The sequence below is a fragment of the Mycobacterium sp. ST-F2 genome, assembly GCF_001905655.1.
Lineage (GTDB): Bacteria > Actinomycetota > Actinomycetes > Mycobacteriales > Mycobacteriaceae > Mycobacterium.
This window is the reverse complement of sequence record NZ_JMHT01000003.1, coordinates 94,039-112,080: the sequence shown is the minus strand read 5'-3', so window position 1 is coordinate 112,080 and position 18,042 is coordinate 94,039. Positions and strand designations below refer to the sequence as shown.

General features: G+C 68.6%; 13 protein-coding genes. 5 read left to right on the top strand and 8 right to left on the bottom strand.

Annotated features, from left to right (window positions below; translation table 11 throughout):
• Window positions 1-18 precede the first annotated feature (18 nt).
• On the bottom strand, window positions 19-591 hold the full coding sequence (gene pyrR, locus EB75_RS01430) for a bifunctional pyr operon transcriptional regulator/uracil phosphoribosyltransferase PyrR (protein WP_073693698.1): 573 nt from the start codon (window positions 589-591) through the stop codon (window positions 19-21).
• Window positions 592-659: 68 nt separating this feature from the next.
• A complete protein-coding gene (locus tag EB75_RS01425; protein ID WP_073693697.1) occupies window positions 660-1,964 on the bottom strand; it encodes an MFS transporter in 1,305 nt (434 codons plus the stop codon).
• 159 nt (window positions 1,965-2,123) lie between these two features.
• Between EB75_RS01425 and EB75_RS28330 the strand changes: the two genes are divergently transcribed.
• Together EB75_RS28330 and EB75_RS01405 are read left to right on the top strand one after the other, a co-directional pair.
• The gene (locus tag EB75_RS28330; RefSeq protein WP_083611862.1) at window positions 2,124-4,397 is read left to right on the top strand and encodes a beta-propeller fold lactonase family protein; all 2,274 of its coding nucleotides are present in this window, start codon (window positions 2,124-2,126) and stop codon (window positions 4,395-4,397) included.
• A 10-nt stretch (window positions 4,398-4,407) separates the two neighbouring features.
• A complete protein-coding gene (locus EB75_RS01405; protein WP_073693747.1) occupies window positions 4,408-5,622 on the top strand; it encodes a serine hydrolase domain-containing protein in 1,215 nt (404 codons plus the stop codon).
• On the opposite strand, the gene EB75_RS01400 is transcribed toward EB75_RS01405, so the two are convergent.
• Together EB75_RS01400 and EB75_RS01395 are read right to left on the bottom strand one after the other, a co-directional pair.
• Window positions 5,623-7,293, bottom strand: coding sequence for a sulfatase-like hydrolase/transferase (locus EB75_RS01400; protein WP_073693696.1), 1,671 nt, complete (start codon window positions 7,291-7,293; stop codon window positions 5,623-5,625). It lies immediately after the preceding gene.
• A gap of 9 nt (window positions 7,294-7,302) precedes the next feature.
• Window positions 7,303-8,322 (bottom strand): AraC family transcriptional regulator, encoded by a 1,020-nt coding sequence (locus EB75_RS01395; RefSeq protein WP_286150040.1) that lies wholly within the window; start codon window positions 8,320-8,322, stop codon window positions 7,303-7,305.
• 102 nt (window positions 8,323-8,424) lie between these two features.
• Here EB75_RS01395 and EB75_RS01390 point away from each other — a divergent pair, with 102 nt between their 5' ends.
• The 3 genes from EB75_RS01390 to EB75_RS01380 are packed head-to-tail and all read left to right on the top strand — an operon-like array spanning window position 8,425 to window position 12,397.
• A complete protein-coding gene (locus tag EB75_RS01390; RefSeq protein ID WP_073693695.1) occupies window positions 8,425-9,681 on the top strand; it encodes an amino acid deaminase/aldolase in 1,257 nt (418 codons plus the stop codon).
• The gene (locus tag EB75_RS01385; RefSeq protein WP_073693694.1) at window positions 9,678-10,976 is read left to right on the top strand and encodes a D-arabinono-1,4-lactone oxidase; all 1,299 of its coding nucleotides are present in this window, start codon (window positions 9,678-9,680) and stop codon (window positions 10,974-10,976) included. Before EB75_RS01390 ends, EB75_RS01385 begins: the two co-directional genes overlap by 4 nt.
• Before the next feature lie 8 nt (window positions 10,977-10,984).
• A complete protein-coding gene (locus EB75_RS01380) occupies window positions 10,985-12,397 on the top strand; it encodes an amidase (protein WP_073693693.1) in 1,413 nt (470 codons plus the stop codon).
• Here the strand turns inward: EB75_RS01380 and EB75_RS01375 are convergent.
• From EB75_RS01375 to EB75_RS01360, 4 genes are read right to left on the bottom strand one after another with little or no spacing between them, the layout of a single operon-like run.
• Window positions 12,367-15,054 carry a fumarate reductase/succinate dehydrogenase flavoprotein subunit gene (locus EB75_RS01375; protein WP_174557608.1) on the bottom strand — a complete coding sequence of 896 codons (2,688 nt, stop codon included), beginning with the start codon at window positions 15,052-15,054 and terminating at the stop codon, window positions 12,367-12,369. The two genes, EB75_RS01380 and EB75_RS01375, sit on opposite strands and share 31 nt — an antisense overlap.
• On the bottom strand, window positions 15,051-15,779 hold the full coding sequence (locus tag EB75_RS01370; RefSeq protein WP_073693692.1) for an ABC transporter ATP-binding protein: 729 nt from the start codon (window positions 15,777-15,779) through the stop codon (window positions 15,051-15,053). Before EB75_RS01370 ends, EB75_RS01375 begins: the two co-directional genes overlap by 4 nt.
• Window positions 15,776-16,630, bottom strand: coding sequence for an ABC transporter permease (locus EB75_RS01365; protein ID WP_073693691.1), 855 nt, complete (start codon window positions 16,628-16,630; stop codon window positions 15,776-15,778). Before EB75_RS01365 ends, EB75_RS01370 begins: the two co-directional genes overlap by 4 nt.
• The gene (locus tag EB75_RS01360) at window positions 16,627-18,042 is read right to left on the bottom strand and encodes an ABC transporter substrate-binding protein (protein WP_073693690.1); all 1,416 of its coding nucleotides are present in this window, start codon (window positions 18,040-18,042) and stop codon (window positions 16,627-16,629) included. Before EB75_RS01360 ends, EB75_RS01365 begins: the two co-directional genes overlap by 4 nt.

Genomic DNA, 18,042 nt, shown 5'->3' with positions numbered 1-18,042 from the left:
TCTTCGCGCAAGCGCTCATCAGCGGGTGGGTCCTCCGTAGGGGGCGATGGAGACGTGATCGTCTCCGCCATCGGTCTCTGACAGGCGCACCTTGACGTTCTCGCTGCGCGACGTCGGGACGTTCTTACCGACGTAGTCGGCGCGGATCGGAAGTTCACGGTGGCCGCGGTCGACCAGCACGGCCAGCTGAACCATCCGCGGGCGGCCGATATCGCGCAGCGCGTCCAGCGCCGAACGCACCGAGCGGCCGGAGTACAGGACGTCGTCGACGAGGATGACCGTCGCGTTGTCGATGCCACCCTCCGGAATCGAGGTCGAGGCCAGTGCCCGCGGCGGTTTGAAGTTCAGGTCGTCGCGGTACAGCGTGATGTCCAGCGCGCCGTACGGCAGCTCCACGCCGGCGAACTCCTTGACCTTCTCGGCGATCCGGGCGGCCAGGGTGACGCCGCGGGTCGGGATACCGAGCAGCACCACGCGCGGAGCGTCGGGCGCGTCGAGCGCAGTCTTCTCGATGACCTGGTGCGCGATGCGCGAGATGGTCCGGCCGACATCGGCAGCGGACAACAATTCCCGGTCGGTGGAGTCACCCACGAGACACCGGACCTCCTTCTCCGCCTCTCTGGACGGATCGTTAAAGGACGTCTAACTAGCCGGGTAGCTTAGCAGGCCGCCAGGGCGTCACCGTCACGCATGCCGTCCTGCGCATCGTCCAAGGCGGACCCCCGGGTTTCCGGCAGCACGAGCGTGCAGACGATGCTGACCAGCACGAAGGCGGCGATCATCAGCCCAACGGCCCAGCTCCCGAGGGCGGCGACCAGCGGCCCGGCGACCAGTGGCGGCAGCGCGCCGCCGACGATGCCGGCGAGGTTGAAGGCCATGCCGGCGCCGGTGTAGCGGTAGCGCGTGGCGAACGTCTCAGGCAGGAACGCCCCGATGGGCCCGTAGGCCAGCCCGAAGATGCAGAAGATGCCGGCGATCGCCACGGCGAAGCCCACCGGTGATCCGGAGTCGATCAGCGGCATCACGAGGAACGCCCACGGCAGCGCCAACCCGAACCCGACCAGGATGATGCGGCGCCGGCCGTAACGGTCGCACAGCACCGCCGAGATGGCCGAGAACACCATGAGGGACACCCCGGCCAGCACACCGACGGCGAGGATCAGGGTCCGCGGATGGTGGATGCGGGTGCTGGCGTAACTCATCAGGTAGGTGCCGCCGAGGAAGCTCATGGTGAAGATGCCGACCATGCAGCCCGCCCCGAGCAGCACCTGCTTGCCCTGGTTGCGCACCAGTTCCCCCAGCGGCGCGCGGGGCACCATCCCCCGCTTCTGCTCCGCGACGAACACCGGAGTCTCGTCGATGCTCAACCGCACGTACAGCGCCACCGCCAGCAGCACCGCGCTGAACAGGAACGGCAGCCGCCAGCCCCAGTCCAGGAACACCGGGCTCTTCTCCCCGATGGTCACGTTGGCGATCAGCACCACGAGGTTGCTGACGGCGAGCCCGGCACCGGCGCCCAACTGGGTGAACATGCCGTACATCCCGCGTTTTCCGGCCGGCGCGTATTCGGCGGACAGCAGCGCCGAGCCGGCCCATTCCCCGCCCACCGCGAAGCCCTGGAACACCCGCAGCGTGAGCAGGATGATCGGCGCCGCGATGCCGATCGACGCCGAACTGGGCACCAGACCGACCCCGACGGTGGACAGGCCCATGATGAGCAGCGTCGCGACCAGAGTCTTCTTGCGGCCCAGGCGATCTCCGTAATGCCCGAAGACCGCCGCGCCGATCGGGCGGGCCAGGAACGCGACCGCGAAGGTGGCCAGCGACGAGATGGTCGCCATGGCCGGCGGCAGGTTCGGGAAGAACACCTGCGGGAAGATCAGCGCCGCCGCGGTGCCGTAGATGTAGAAGTCGTAGAACTCGATGGCGGTGCCGATGAAACTGGCGAACGCCACCTTGTTCATCGGGGTGTGCGGGGTCGACGGGTCTGCTGCCACGTGACGCAGTATGCCTACTGCAACCGCCGTCCGACTACAACATCCCACACGACGGTTTGCCCAAACTGAAGCAAGCGTCAATTTCGTCTGACAGACTCCCGCCTGAGGGCTGACGAGGGGATTGCAATGGCCGGTGGGAGCAAGAAATGGCTGCGGGCCGGCGCGGTGGCCGTCGGCCTGGGTGCGGCTGTGGCCGGCGGTGCCGGAGCCGCGCATGCCGATGCCGTCGCAGCACCCAACGAGACGACAACGAAGGCGCCAGCAACAGCGCCGGCCAAGCAGGTCAAGAACCACAAGGCCAAACCCCCGGCCGCACCGAAGCGAACCCCTGCCGCCGCCACCGCCGTTCCCGCCACCACGCACAAACCAACCGCGACAACAGCAACCGCCAAGCAGCCGACTCCGGTGGCGGCAACGCCGACCGCCGCACTGACCTCGACAGCCCCCGTGGTCACGAAATCCGTACCCGTACCCAAGAACCCTGCGCTGAAATTCGTCGCGGGTGTGCTGTCGGTGTTCGGGCTCAATTCACCTGTGCCAGGGGCGAATCGGATGAGCGCGATGGCGTGGACGGCGGTTCGCCGGATCGAGACGTTCGCCGGCCTCGTGCCCAATGCGGGGGTCGCGACGGTGACATCGTCGGATCCGAACACCGGAGCGGTGACGGGCGCACTGGGCTTCCGCGTACCGGCCAAGCTGCCCATGGCCTACCAGCTCGACGGTGATCCCACCCGCGGCACCGTGACGCTCGGCCCGTCGGGCACATACACCTACACCCCCACCGAGACGGCCCGGCTCGACGCCGGCTTCGGCGGCCCCACCACCGACACGTTCACCGTCCTGGCCGGCAACGGCATCGCCACCACGAGGAAAACCGTCACGGTGCAGATCGCGGTACTGGCCGACAAACCCACGGCGCCCACGTCGGCGACTCAGGACAAGGACTTCCTGACCGGACTGGTCACCGGCACCCTGACCGCCACCGATCCGGCCGGAAAACTGTTGACCTACAACCTCGTATCGCACGCCACCGGGACCAGCGTCAGTGTCTCGTCGAGCGGCGCATACACCTATCAGCCGACCCTGCAGTCGCAGTATCTGGTCAGCGTCGGCGGGCCCACCACCGATACGTTCACCGTGACGGCCACCAACGGCGTCTACACCAGCAATATCGGCACCATCACGGTGCCCATCGTCGGACTCGCCGACATTCCCCAGGCACCCACCTCCGCGAGCCAACTGGCCGACACCAAGACGGGTGTGGTCACCGGCACCATCACCGCAGTCGACCCGGGCGGACACGCGCTGAGCTACCAATACGAAACCAACCCGGCACACGGCACCGTCCAAGTTCTGTCAGACGGCTCGTTCACGTATACACCCACCATCGAGGCGCGCCAGCAGGCCGCGTCCGGCGGGCCCACCACCGACACGTTCAAGGCCAGGGCCAGCAACGGCACCTATCTGGGCACCATCGGCACCATCACCGTGCCCATCACCCCGGCGGCCCCGGCGGTCGTCGACACCTTCGCGGTCAACGCATATCCGCTCGAGGCGGCACTCAACCCAAGCGGCACAACGCTTTACGTCACAAATGTCTTGAGCAGCACCGTGACGGTGGTCAATCCCGCCAGCGGCACCATCCTCGGCACCATCGGCGTCGGGACCCGGCCAGGGGGACTTGTGTCCAGCCCGGACGGCACCAGGTTGTACGTCGTGAACGGCAACAGCAATTCGGTGTCCGTGGTCGACACGACCACGACCCCGCCCACCACCCCGACGACCATCGGTGTAGGCGTCTTCCCGCTGCGCGCGGCCGTCAGCCCCGACGGGAAGACGGTCTATGTCACCAACAACCAGGACGGCACTGTGTCGGTGATCAACACCGCCACGAGCACGGTCACCACCACGATCCCTGTCGGAGCCAACCCGACCGGTGTGGCATTCACCCCGGATGGTGCGCATGCGTACGTCGCCAATGACTACAGCAATTCGGTGTCAGTGATCGACACCGCCACGTCCACGGTCACGGGCACCATCGCGGTGGGCACCCGCCCGGCGTCAGTCGCCATCAGTCCCGACGGCTCCCTCGCTTACGTCACCAACTACGCGTCCGACACCGTGTCGGTGATCGACACCGCCACGAACACCGTCACCACCACCATCCCGACCGGAGGCACCCGCGCCAACGGGGCCGCGTTCAGCCCGGACGGCAAAACGTTGTACGTGACCAACTACGGCGGGACCGTGTCGGTGATCGATACCGCCACCAACAAGGTGTTCGCGACAGTCGCGGTCGGCCCCAACGCCGCGTTCCCGGCAGTCGACCAGACCACGGGGCTGGTCTACGTTCCCAACCTGGGGGACGGCACGATATCGGTCATTTCACGTACCGGCTAACGTGACGCGGGTGAATCTCGACGCGAATACCGAATCGGTCAGCGCGGCGATCGACACCGGCCTGCTGGCCGGAGCGGTCACGCTGGTGTGGCAGGACGGCGCGGTGCGGCAGGTCAACACGCTCGGCCACCGCGACGTGGACGCGAAGCTGCCGATGGAGCGCGACACCGTGTTCCGCATCGCGTCGATGTCCAAGCCTGTCACGGTCGCGGCGGCCATGACGCTTGTCGACGAGGGCCGGCTGGCCCTGACCGACCCCATCGCGAATTGGCTTCCCGAGCTTGCCAACCCGCGCGTGATGACGAGCCTCGACGGGCCGCTGGACCGGTCCGTGCCCGCGCGGCGGCCCATCACCGTCGAGGATCTGATGACCCACCGCGGCGGCCTGGCCTACGGGTTCACGGTGCCGCCGCCACTGGGCCGGGCCTACAACAAGCTGCAGTCGCTGCAGGATCCGGACCGCTGGCTGGCCGAGCTGGGACAGCTGCCGCTGGCGCACCAGCCCGGTGACGCGCTGACGTACAGCCAGTCGACCGACGTGCTGGGCTTTCTGCTGTCCCGCATCGAGGGCAAGCCGCTGCCAGATGTGTTGGCGGAACGCATCTTCAAACCACTGAACATGGTCGACACCGGTTTCGCGGTGACGCACTCGGGTCGGCGCCGCGCGGCGACCATGTACCAGCTGACCGCCGACGGGGACACCCTGAGCCTGCGGCCCGGCAAAATGGGGCCACCGCAGGTGATGCCGCCGACGTTCTGCGCCGGTGGCGGCGGACTCTGGTCGACCGTCGACGACTACCTGACGTTCGCGCGAATGCTCCTGGCCGGCGGCGAGGTCGACGGGGTGCGGGTGCTGTCGGAGGAGTCGGTGCAGTCGATGCGCACCGACCGGCTGACCGCCGAGCAGAAGTCGCAGAATTTCCTCGGCGCACCGTTCTGGATCGGGCGCGGCTTCGGGCTGAACCTGTCGCTGGTGACCGACGAGGCAAAGGCCACACCGTTCTTCGGTCCGGGCGGCCCGGGCACGTTCAGTTGGCCGGGTGCGTTCGGCACGTGGTGGCAGGCCGATCCGAACGCGAACCTGATCCTGATCTACCTGATCCAGAACCAGCCCGAACTCAGCGTGGACGCCGCGGCGGCCGTCGCCGGCAACGCCTCACAGGCCAAACTCCGTTCGGCGCGGCCGAAATTCGTGAAGCGGACGTACCAGGCGCTGGGTCTGTAGCTACCCGGCGCGGGCCACGGTGAGCCGCTGCATGTCTGCCATGCCCTGCTCCTGAGCATCATGCATCCAGGCCGGCAGCGGTGCCCGCAGTTCGGGCAGCACCTCGCCCTCGAGCAGCCCCTGCAGCTTGGCCTGCTTGGCGCTGCGGCCCGCGAGGTTGTCGAGTTCGTGTGCGCCCGAAGGTGATTCGTAGTCGTAGAGCTCGTATTCGATCTTGCGGGTGCGGTCGGTCTCCATGCTGCCGCGCTGCCAGTACGAGTACCGGCCCAACTTCGCGTCGGACGTCCGCACCGCAACGATATGGCTGGGCGCAGAGGTCGGAATCTCTGTGGGGAGCGCCCCGCCACCCATCATCTTCTGTACCGCAGGCGATTTCATCAGCGTCGCCATCTCTTCCACCGACATGTCATCGGTGGCGTGCGCGACCCACGCGCGGCCTGCCACGCCGGGGTCAGCAGCGACGGCGGCGATGTCGCCCCGCGCCTGCAGGTAGCTGAACCGGCCGTCCGAACGCCAGCCGTTGCCGCCGGCCGCGATGGTCAGCAGCAGCGGTGCGATGTCCACGCTGGAGGTCAACTGTCCGCGGCGTTCGCCTGGCTTTGGCGTCAGGTGGCCCGTCGGATCGTGGATGTACAGCGGTACCCGGATGGACTCCTCGTAGATGGCCGCACCCTTGCCCCGTAGGCCGTGCGAGCCGGCGTACTCCCCGTGGTCCGAGGTGAACACCACGACGGTGTCGCGCTCGACGTCCGGACGTGACGCCAGGGTGTCCAGCACCCGGCCGATCTGGACATCGACCTGCTGATGCAGCCACAGGTAGTTGTCGAGGCACCGCGCCCACTGCGCCGCCATCTCCGGGCCCGAGTACGGCACCGGTCCGGTCATCAGCGGCGACATGAAGTTCATGTAGTCGATCTGCAGCTGCGGCTTACCGCGCCGGCGCATGTCCTCGGGTCCCTCGAAATTCACCGGCATCCCGGAGAACACGTGCGGAACATCGTCGGGCAGTGGGTTTCTCGGCCACCAGCAGATGTCATGCGGGTTCACCAGGGACACCGTGGTGCACCACGGGCCGCTGCCGGCGTGGTCGGTGAACCAGCCGTCGAACTGGTCGACGATGGTGTGGTCGATCTTCAGCCCCTGGTTCGGGCCCCCGTTGGGCGACGGGTACGTCCCACCGGAAAAGCCGTGGACGTCGAGACCGTCCGGGGTGGTGTCGGCTACGGCACCCAGGTGCCACTTGCCCCACCACCAGGTGCGGTAGCCCTGCTCGCGCAGCATGGTGCCCCACGTCGGAAAGCGCGGCGCCAGAGTGGATTCGGTGGCGCCCTCGCCGGTGTACAGACATCCCGTCTGGTGCGAGTAGAGGCCGGTGGTCAGCACCCCGCGCGACGGTGTGCACATGTTGGACGCCGAGTAGTGCGACTCGAAGGACACACTCCGCTGCCGGAGCCGGTCCAGGTTGGGTAGCAGTTCGCCGAGCTGACCGGTATCGGGAAACCATTGGGGCGCGCGCATCTGGTCGACGATGATCACCAGGATGTTGGGCCGGCCGGCCGCATGCTCGCGGCCCGTCCGGGACAACAGCTGATAGCCACCGGCCCCCGCTGCGGCCACCCCCGCCACCGCCGCTGTGCCTTTGAGAACTGTGCGCCGGTCGATCTCCGCCATGGGCTCAGCCTAGGAGCCGGCGCGGTCATGCGTGGGCGGATGACCGGTCCACTTGATGTATGCCCGGCGGAATTCCCGCGGGTCGGTGAACCCGACCTCCGTGGCGATGGCATGAATGGGCATGGTCGTCTCGCGCACCAGGTACCGCGCCCGCTCGCTGCGCACCTTGTCGCGCAACGTCGTGAACTGCTGTCCGCCGGCGCGCAGGCGCCGCCGCAGCGTGCGTTCGGTCATGTTGAGCCGCTTGGCGATCTGAGCCATGGACAGCGGATCCCGAACGCTGTCGCGCAGCATCGTCTCGACGGTCCGCACCACATCGGTGGACTGATCGTCCTGCGCCAGCATGTCGCGGCAGGCCGCGACCGCGACGGCGTGCGTGGCGGGATCGGCGCGGGGTAGCCGCTGCGACCACAGCGGGTCCGGGAACGCCAGCCGGTTGCCATCGGCATTGAACAGCACCGGGCAGCCGAAGAATTCGCGGTACCGCTGCGCATAGGCGGGTGCCGGATAACTGACCTGGACGAACTCGGGTGTCTGTTGTGGCATCTCGAGCACGGTCCGGACGGTGACCAGGACGCTGCAGAACAGCTCCTCACAGAGGAACGGCAGCAACTCGGGTTCGGGGTGGCGCTCGTAGGCCCGCAGCGCGAACGTGTCACCGATCAGCTCGGCGCCGACATCCATCAGGCTACCGGCGCTCTGATGCAGTTCGAGGCCGACTTGCATTGCCGCGCCGAGGTTTTCCGCGGAGCGGATGGCCAGGCCCAGCACGCCGAACGAGACGAACATGTCCCGCGCCCCCACGTCGATGCCGAGGCCCCGGGGCATGGCCCGTACCGCATGACGCAGGACGTGTGCGGCCTGCCGGAACGAGACCCGTGTATCGGGGGAATTGAGCGTCTCGGCGGACAGCCCGGCTCCCGCCAGCCACCGGTCGGTGGGCAGGCCCGCGCGGTCGGCGACCTCGACCACGTTGACGAGCACCGACGTCGGGATCAACGCCGTGCTTGCCCGGTCGGGACTCTGCACCCTGCCTCCTCATCAGTGTCCGGTTTTCCCCCCATTGTGGTCACCGATGCCCTCGTGCGCACCCAGCGACATGCGGTTAGCTCCCCGTCCATGGTGTCGTCAATGCCGGTCGATCTGTCGGAGGCACTCGCCGTCGAGGGGTCGTGGGCGCGTCCGGACATGTATTGGCCGGCATTGACCGACGCGACCGCCCATCTGGAAACTCCGCTGGCCGCGATCGACGTCGACGCGCTGCACCACAACATTCACGACCTGCGCCGCCGCGCCGCCGGAACGCCGATCCGGGTGGCGTCCAAATCCGTTCGGTCGCGCGCCCTACTGGACGCCGTCACCGCTCTCGAGGGCTATGCGGGCGTGCTGGCCTTCACGTTGCCCGAAGCGCTGTGGCTGGCGGAGGGCGACGACGGGCACCCACCGCATACCGACGTCGTCGTCGGCTACCCCACCGCCGACCGTGCCGCCATCGCCCGCCTGGCGTCGTCGCCGGAGCTGGCAGCGCGCGTCACGCTCATGGTGGACGACGTCGCCCAACTCGACCTGGTCGACGACGTCGCCGCGCCGACGACACGGCCGACGCTGCGGGTCTGTCTGGACCTCGACGCGTCATGGCAGGCACCCGTGCTCGGGCATCTCGGGGTGCGCCGCTCCCCCGTGCACACCGCGATGCAGGCCCGCGTCCTGGCCGGGGCCGTCATCGCCCGCCGTGGTTTCGCGCTGGTGGGCCTGATGTCCTACGAGGCGCAGATCGCCGGCGTCGGGGACGATGTCCGGGGCCAGGCCGCGCGGTCGCAGCTGATCCGCTGGATGCAGCGCCGGTCCAAGGACGAATTGCTCGAACGGCGCGGTCTCGCGGTGGCCGCGGTCCGGCAGGTCGCGGACCTCGAATTCGTCAACGGCGGCGGGACCGGTTCCATCGAGTACACCGCATCGGATCCGTCGGTCACCGAAATCGCGGCCGGCAGTGGCCTTTTCGGCCCGCACCTGTTCGACACCTACCGCGGTTTCACGCCCGCGCCGGCGGCCGCGTTCGCGCTGTCGGTGGTGCGCAAGCCCACCCCGCACATCGCGACGGTACTCGGCGGCGGCTGGATCGCCTCCGGACCGCCGGCCAGAGATCGGGTGCCGCTGCCGGTCTGGCCGCACGGGCTGAGCCTGCTGCCGGCGGAGATGGCCGGGGAGGTACAAACTCCGCTCGCCGGAAAGGCCGCTGCCGCACTGAATATCGGCGACCGCGTGTGGTTCCGGCACTGCAAGGCCGGCGAGCTCAGCGAGCACGTCGACCGGTTCGTGTTGGTCCGAGACGGAAAAGCCGTGGGTGCCGCACCCACCTACCGAGGCGAAGGAAAGACGTTCCTATGACCAACCACTGGACCAACTGGGGTCGCTGCGCGTCCGCGCAACCGGCAGAGGTGTTGCGGCCCAGCACCGTTGCGGACGTGTGTGCGGTGATCGCCCGCGCGGCCGCGTCCGGCCGCCGCGTGAAGGTGGTCGGTTCCGGGCACAGCTTCACCGGCATCGCCGTCGCACCCGACATCCAGATGGACCTGGGTGCCCTGGCCGGCCTGATCGACGTCGACCGGGACCGCAAGCGCGTCACCGTCGCCGGCGGCACCCCGCTGTGGCAGCTGACCCGACTGCTCGCGGGGCACGGCCTCGCGCTCGAGAACATGGGCGACATCGACCGGCAGACCATCGCCGGCGCGATCTCGACCGGCACCCACGGCACCGGTGTGACGTTCGGCGGCCTGGCCACCCAGGTCGTCGGCCTGACGCTGGTCTCCGACGCCGGTGAGCTGGTCCACATCGACGAGTTTTCCGATCTGCTCCCGGCGGCGCGCGTCGGCCTGGGCGCACTGGGGATCATCGTCGAGGCGACACTGCAGTGCGTCCCCAGCTTCGCGATCCATGCCGAGGAACGCGTCGAGCCTGTCGACGAGGTGGTCGCCAACTTCGACGAACGCTGTACGCAGACAGACCATTTCGAATTCTTCTGGTTCCCGCACACCGACGTCGCGTTCACCAAGGCCAACATCCGGCTGCCTGCCTACACCGCGCCGCAATCCGCCGGCCGGGTCTCGCAGTGGATCGAAGAGGAGTTGGTGGAGAACGGTGTGCTCGGCGCGATCTGCGCGGTGGGCAGCGCGTTGCCTGCCACCGTTCCGGTCCTCAATCGCGCCGTCACCGGACTCCTCTCCGACCGGGCACACACCCAGCGCTCCGACCGGGTGTTCACCTCGCCGCGGCGGGTGCGGTTCCGGGAGATGGAATATGCCGTCCCCTACGAGTCGGTCGGCGCCGCGTTCGATGAGGTGCGCGCCATGATCGACGAACGCGGTTGGCGCATCGGGTTTCCCATCGAGGTCCGCGCGGCCGCCGCTGACGAGAACTGGTTGTCGACCGCATACGGCCGCGATACCGCGTACATCGCGGTGCACCGGTACGTACGCGACGATCCGACGGAGTACTTCGCCGCGGTCGAGCAGATCATGCGCCGCTACGACGGACGTCCACACTGGGGCAAGATGCACGGCCGCACCGCCGCAGACCTGCGCGGCAGCTACCCGCGCTTCGACGACTTCCTCGCGGTCCGCGAAAAGCTCGATCCTTCAAGGACTTTCGCCAACGACTACCTGCAACAAGTGCTCGGAGAGTGAGACCACCCATGACAACGATCCATGCTTTCGGCGATGACGCGCTCGGCGACCACGACGCCGTCGCCCTCGCCCAGCTGGTCCGCGACATGCAGGTCAGCCCCGACGAACTGGCCGCGGCGGCGACGGCCCGCGCCCGCCTGGTCGACCCCGGACTGCGTGCGGTGGCCTGCGAAACAGCGCCGCGCCACAGTGCCGATCCGAACGCCGAATTCTTCGGCGTCCCGACATTCATCAAGGACAACACCGACGTCTCCGGCCTGCCGACCACGCACGGCTCGGAGGCGTTCACGGCCCGGCCCGCGAAGAAGGACGGTGCCTACACGACACAGCTCCTCAGCACCGGTCTGACGCTGATGGGCAAGACGCGGATGCCCGAATTCGGTTTCAACGCCACCACCGAATACATGACCGGGGAACCGGTCCGAAACCCGTGGCACCCCGGATACTCGGTCGGCGCGTCGTCGGGTGGATCCGCGGCCCTGGTTGCCGCGGGCGTCGTACCCATCGCGCACGCCAATGACGGCGGCGGCTCCATCCGGATCCCCGCCGCCTGCGCGGGCCTCGTCGGGCTCAAGCCGAGCCGGGGCCGGCACCGTGATGGCGAGCAGGTCAGCCACCTGCCGATCAACATGATCTCCGAAGGTGTCCTGACCCGCAGTGTCCGCGACACCGCAGCGTACGTCGCCGCCTGCGAGAACCATTGGCGCAACCCGAAACTCGCGCCCATCGGCCGGGTGAGCGGTCCGGCGCAGCGGACCCTGCGGGTCGGCGTGCTGTTCGACAGCGTCACAGGCGAGTCGGTCGACGACGCCACCCGGGCCGCCGTCGAAGACACCGCGGCAGTGTTGGAGGCCGCCGGCCACGTCGTCGAACCGATCACGCTGCCGGTCACCGCCCAGTTCGCCGACGACTTCGTCCAATACTGGGCGCTGCTGGCCGATCTCGCCGTCGGTACCGGACGGTTGATCCTGGACCGGTCCTTCGACGCCGCCAAGGCCGACGGCCTGAGCCTGGGGCTGCGCGCGCATCACCGCCGGAACCTGCACCGCACGCCGGGAGCACTGCTGCGCCTACGCGGCATCGCCGGCCAGTACGCGCGGATGTTCGCCCGGCACGAAGTCGTGCTGTCGCCGGTGCTGTCGCACACCACGCCCCGCCTCGGTTACATCGCGCCGACGGTCGACTTCCCCGAGCTCATCGACCGCCTCCGCCGGTATGTCGCGTACACCCCGCTCAACAACATCGCGGGTACGCCGGCGATCTCCCTCCCGCTGCACCAGTCCCCCGACGGCCTACCGGTCGGCGTCCAACTGTCGGCCGCCTACGGCGACGAGCGCACGCTCCTGGAACTGGCTTTCCTGCTGGAGGCCGAGCGGCCGTTCGCCCGGATTCAGGAGCTCGCCAGCGCGTGCCGCGCATAGGCCCGCACGTCGGCGTCGCCGTCCTCCAGCGCGATACCGAGGGCAGCCCGGGCGGCCTCCTCGGAATCGGCCCAGCGGGTCAGGCTCAGCACCGCGGCCTTGCGGACGTCCAGGTGCGGGTCGTGCAGTGCCTGCGACAGCGGTTCGACGGCGACCGCCGCCGCCGCGCCGGACAGCGCGCGCACCGCACCCTGCCGCAGCTGCCACGCCGATTCCCGAAGGGCGCGTTGCACTTCCGGCACATCCTGCTCACCGCAGCCGACGGCGGCCAGCGCCGCCAGGGCCGCCGCCCGCACCAACGGGTCACGATCGGCCAGCAGCTGCCGCACGGTGTCCGCACCCGACCGCAACGTGGCCAACCCGTTGGCCGCAGCGATCCGCACCTCGCGGTTGTCGTCGGTCGCGGCCGCGGCGACCCCGTCCACATCGTCGACGGAGACCAGGGCCCGCACCGCCTCGATGCGCACGCGGTGATCTGAATCCGGCACCGCCGCACGGTAATCCGCGGCCGCGCCGACCCGGCGCGAACTCAGCACGTACAACGTCACGGCCCGCGCCACCGGGTCGGCGGAGGTCAGATACGCGGCAACGGCCGTCGGGTCGGGCAGCACTTCGACCAGTTCCCGCAGCGCGTCGGCGGCCGTCGCCCGTACCGCGCCGTCCTCGTCGCCGAGGGCTGCGACCAGGTCCGGCTGGTAGCCGTCCGGCAGGTTCTCCACCAGCACCGCGACGGCAGCGCGGCGGACTCCCGCGTCAGCGTCCTGAAGGTACTCGGTCAGATCGGACAGCACCGGCTCCTCCAGTGCCACCACAGCTGCGATCCGCGGGGACGGCGGCGTCGCCGGTTCGGCCGGGCGCAGCCGCGATCCCGCGGTCGCCGGCGCCCTGCCGCCGACCAGGTCCGGCTGGTGCACATGCTGCACAGCGTGGTCGGACGGCAGGTGGTCCAAGTCGGGCACCGGCACGAAATACGGTGCCACCGGCCGCTTCAGGAACTCCATCTCACCGTCGTCACCCTTGCGCAGGTTCAGGTGGTAACGCCACTCTTCATCGTCGCGCTCGGGGATATCGGCACGATCGTGGTACAGGCCCCACCGTGATTCGGTCCGCGTGAGCGACGAGCGGGCCGCCATCTCTGCGCAGTCCCGGATGAACGACACCTCGACCGTTCGCATCAGCTCATGCGGCGTACGGGCGCCCATCTGCTCGATCTCCTCGGCCATGCGCTCGAACGTGCGGACCGCGATGGAGAGCTTGGTGGCCGTCTTCGGCGGCGCCACATAATCATTGACGAAGCGACGCAGCTTGTACTCGACCTGCGGCTGCGGCGGCCCGTCCGGATGCCGCAGCGGGCGGTAGATCAGTTCGTGTGCCTCGGCCAGCTGATCCTGCGGAAGGTCCACGGGCGCTTCGACATCGGGGAGAGTCGACGCGGCGTGCTCGCCGGCGAGGTCGCCGTAGACGAATGCCCCGATCATGTAGTTGTGCGGGACGCACGCCATGTCACCGGCCGCGTACAGCCCGGGCACGGTGGTGCGGGCGTGCTCGTCCACCCACACCCCGGAGGCGGAATGCCCACTGCACAAACCGATCTCGGAGATGTGCATCTCGATGTCGTGCGTCCGGTAGTCGTGGCCGCGGTTGGCGTGGAACGTCCCCCGCGTCGGCCGCTCGGTGGTGTGCAGGATGTTCTCCATCGCGGTGATGGTCTCGTCCGGCAGATGGGTGACCTTGAGGTAGATGGGGCCGCGAGCGGATTCGATCTCGCTCTTGACCTCGGCCATCATCTGGCCCGACCAGTAATCGGAGTCGACGAACCGCTCCCCCAGCGCGTTCACCTGGTATCCACCAAAGGGATTGGCGACGTAGGCGCAGGCCGGTCCGTTGTAGTCCTTGATCAGCGGGTTCACCTGGAAGCACTCGATGCCCGAGAGTTCCGCTCCCGCGTGGTACGCCATGGAGTAGCCGTCGCCGGCGTTGCACGGGTTCTCGTACGTGCCGTAGAGGTACCCCGAGGCGGGCAGACCCAGCCGGCCGCTGGCTCCGGTCGCCAGGATGACGGCCTTGGCCCCGACGGTGACGAATTCGCCTGTGCGCGTGTTGAACGCGGCCGCTCCCACGGCCCGCCCGTTATCGGTCAGGACACGCACCGGCATCAGCCGGTTCTCGATCTGGATCTTCTCGCGCATGGACCGCTGCCGCAGCACGCGGTACAGCGCCTTCTTGACGTCCTTGCCCTCGGGCATCGGCAGCACGTAGGAACCGGATCGGTGCACGCGGCGCACCGCGTACTCGCCGTGCTCGTCCTTCTCGAACTTCACGCCGTAGCGCTCCAGCCGCTGCACCATGGCGAAGCCGCGCGTCGCGGTCTGATAGATGGTGCGCTGGTTGACGATTCCGTCGTTGGCGCGGGTGATCTCGGCGACGTAGTCCTCCGGAGTCGCCTTGCCCGGGACGACGGCGTTGTTGACGCCGTCCATGCCCATGGCCAGGGCGCCGGAGTGCCGCACGTGGGCCTTCTCGAGCAGCAGCACCTGCGCGCCGTTCTCGGCCGCGGTGAGGGCCGCCATGGTGCCGGCGGTACCGCCACCGATGACCAGAACATCACAGTCCAGGCGGACGGGAGTGGCGAGGTCTGGAATCTCCAGCGTGCTCATTGGTGTAGTGCTCCAAGGATTTCGGCCCGCAGCTCGGTGCGGGAGGCGTCGGTGTCACGGGGGCTGGGAATGTCCAGCAGGGCGCGCAGCGGCTCGCCGGCGCGGCCGAGAACCGCGACCCGGTCGCCGAGGGCGAGGGCTTCGTCGACGTCGTGCGTGACGAACACGATGGTGGTCGGATGGGCCTGCCAGGTGTCGATCAACAACCCCTGCATGGCATGTCGGGTTTTTGCATCCAGGGCGCCGAACGGCTCGTCCATCAGGACGGCCCGCGGTGCCCCGGCAAGTCCGCGCGCCAACTGAACCCGCTGGCGCATACCGCCGGACAGGCTCTTGGGCAGGAAGTCGGCGAAGCCGGTGAGCCCCACCTCGTCGATCCAGCGCTCGGCGCGTTGGCGGCGCCCGGCGCGCGGCACGCCGCGCAACTGCAGCGCCAACTCGATGTTGGATCGCACTGTGCGCCAGGGCAACAGCGCGCTGTCCTGGAACACCATGCCGCGGTCCCGCGACGTGGTGGTCACCAGCTCGCCGTCCGCGAGCACCCTCCCGGCGTCGGGCTTGAGCAGCCCGGCCAGCGCCCGCAGCACCGTCGACTTGCCACAGCCCGACGGCCCGGTCAGCACCAGAATCTCCCCGGGCTGCACCGTCAGGCTCAGGCCGTCCACGACCGGTTCGCCGGTGTAGGACAGCCGAATCCGGGACACCTCCAGCTGCAAGCCGCTCATCGCCCGTTCTCCTCACCGCGCGGCAGCCAGCGCGTCAGCCGCCGGCCGATCAATTCCACCGCCGCCGCCGTGCCGAAACCCAGTGCGCCGATGGTGATGATGCCGACGAAGACGCTCGGGTAGTCCAGCACCGTGTACGCCTGCCACGTGCGGTAGCCGACGCCGAGCCGGCCGGAGATCATCTCCGCGGACACCACACAGATCCAGGCCACGCCCATGCCGACCGACAAGCCGCCGAAGAGCCCGGGCAGCACTCCCGGAAACACCACCTGCCGCAACACATCCCAGCGTGTGCCGCCCAGGGTGCGCACCGAGTCCTCCCACAGCGTCGGCAACGCTCGCACCGCGTGCCGGGTGCTGACCATGATCGGGAAGAACGCCGCCGCGAACGTGATGAACACGATGCCGGCCTCGTCGGTCGGGAACAGCAGGATGGCGACGGGCACCAGGGCGATGGCCGGGATCGGGCGGGCCAGTTCGGTCAGCGGGCCGACGATGTCGGCGAACAGCCGCGACCGGCCCAGCGCGATACCGACTGCGGCGCCGATCGCCGCCGCCAGCCCGAATCCGGTGACGATCCGGATCACCGACTGTGTCAGGTCCAGCCAGTACTGCGTGGCGCCGAGGCGCTCGACGAACTTCGCGGCGATCTGGGTCACCGTCGGCAGGTTGTCGAACCGCAGCCAGAACCGGACGTGGTTGGCTGTCAGCAGCTGCCAGATGCCCACGGCCGCAATGACCGACAGCGCCTTGACGAGATAACTGCGCCACTTCGCGGATCCGCGCTGCCGCGGCAGGTCAGCCTCGACCGGCAGCGCCGGTACCGCCGACACCGCGGCTATCGCTGTCATGCCACACCCACCAGAGCCTGCTGGTAGGTCACCACCGACGAACCGGGATGGGCGGCCTGGTAGCGCTGAGCGCCTGCCGCGGTGTCGAAGGGTACGAACTCCGTGCCCTGCTGCACCCACACGGATTTGTCCGCCAGCCAACGGGTTCCGAACTCCGCGTCCGGCACGTAGGCCGCCCGGACCTTGGTGCCCTTGGCCTCCGCGGCCCGGATCGCCTTGAGCAAGCACGTCGGGTTCGCCGCCGGCTGCGTGGTGTCCGAGCCGTCGAACCACAGCTCACCGGCCAGTGCCGGGTTGTCGGCAGGGAGGTTGCAGACCGGGTCGGTGCCGTGCAACAGCGACGGGTTCGCGGTCCGGGCGACCTCGGTGTTGTAGTCGCGGCCACGCTCCGACAGCGCCTTGCGCAGCGGTCCGTCCTCGACGAACTTGGCGACGTCCAGGTCGGCGAAGTCACCGATCGACTTCAGGTACGGCACATCGCCTTTCAGCGCCTCCACGAGCGACGGCTTCAGCGTGGCATCGAACCGGGTGCCGCCGGGACCGTTGTACAGGTACACGACCTCCTGCGGCAGGCCGCTGCCCTGCGCGACGATCTTCGCCGCCTCGAGTGGCTTGGTGTTCAGGAAATCGGTGGCATCGAGCTGTGCCTGCAGGAACGCGTCGAGCACCTCGGGATGTGCTGCGGCGTAAGCCCGTCGCACGACGACGCCATGCCACGTCGGGTAGTTCAGCTCGGCTCCGTCGTACAGCAGCCGGGCCTTGTTCTGGAACACCAGCGCCCCCGGCCAGGCGACGAACTGCGAAAGCGCCTTGACCTGACCCGATTCCAGCGCCGACGAGCCGATCTGCGGCTGCTGATTGAGCACCTCGACACCGGTCTTCGGGTCGATGCCGATCTTCGACAGCGCCCGCACCAGGGTGCCGTGACCGGCCGAACCCACACTGGCCGACACCTTCTGCCCCGCCAGCTCGTTCAGCGACTGAACCGGCGAATCCGGGGACACCACAACCATGTTCAGCGATCCGGTCGGGCTGGACCCGGTGACCGACACCAGTTCGGTCTTGGCGCGTTCGTTGCTCTGGGTCTTGGACCCGTTGATCAGCAGCGGGTAGTCGCCCATCGAACCGATGTCGATCTTCTCGGCGACCATCTGTGCGGTGATGGGTGCACCGGTGTCGTAGTCCTGCCATTCGACGTGGTACTTCTTGCCCGTCTTCGCACCGATGTCATTGAGGCGATGCTCCAGGTATCCCTGGGCACGCAACAACGTTCCGGCGGTGACGGTGTTGATGGTCTTGGACTGGTAGCCGACGACCACGTTGACGGCGTTGTCGTCTTTGCCGGCCGAGTCGACCGAGCAGCCGGTGGCAGCGAGGACGACCGTGGCGACCAGGGCGGTGAAGTGTTTCAT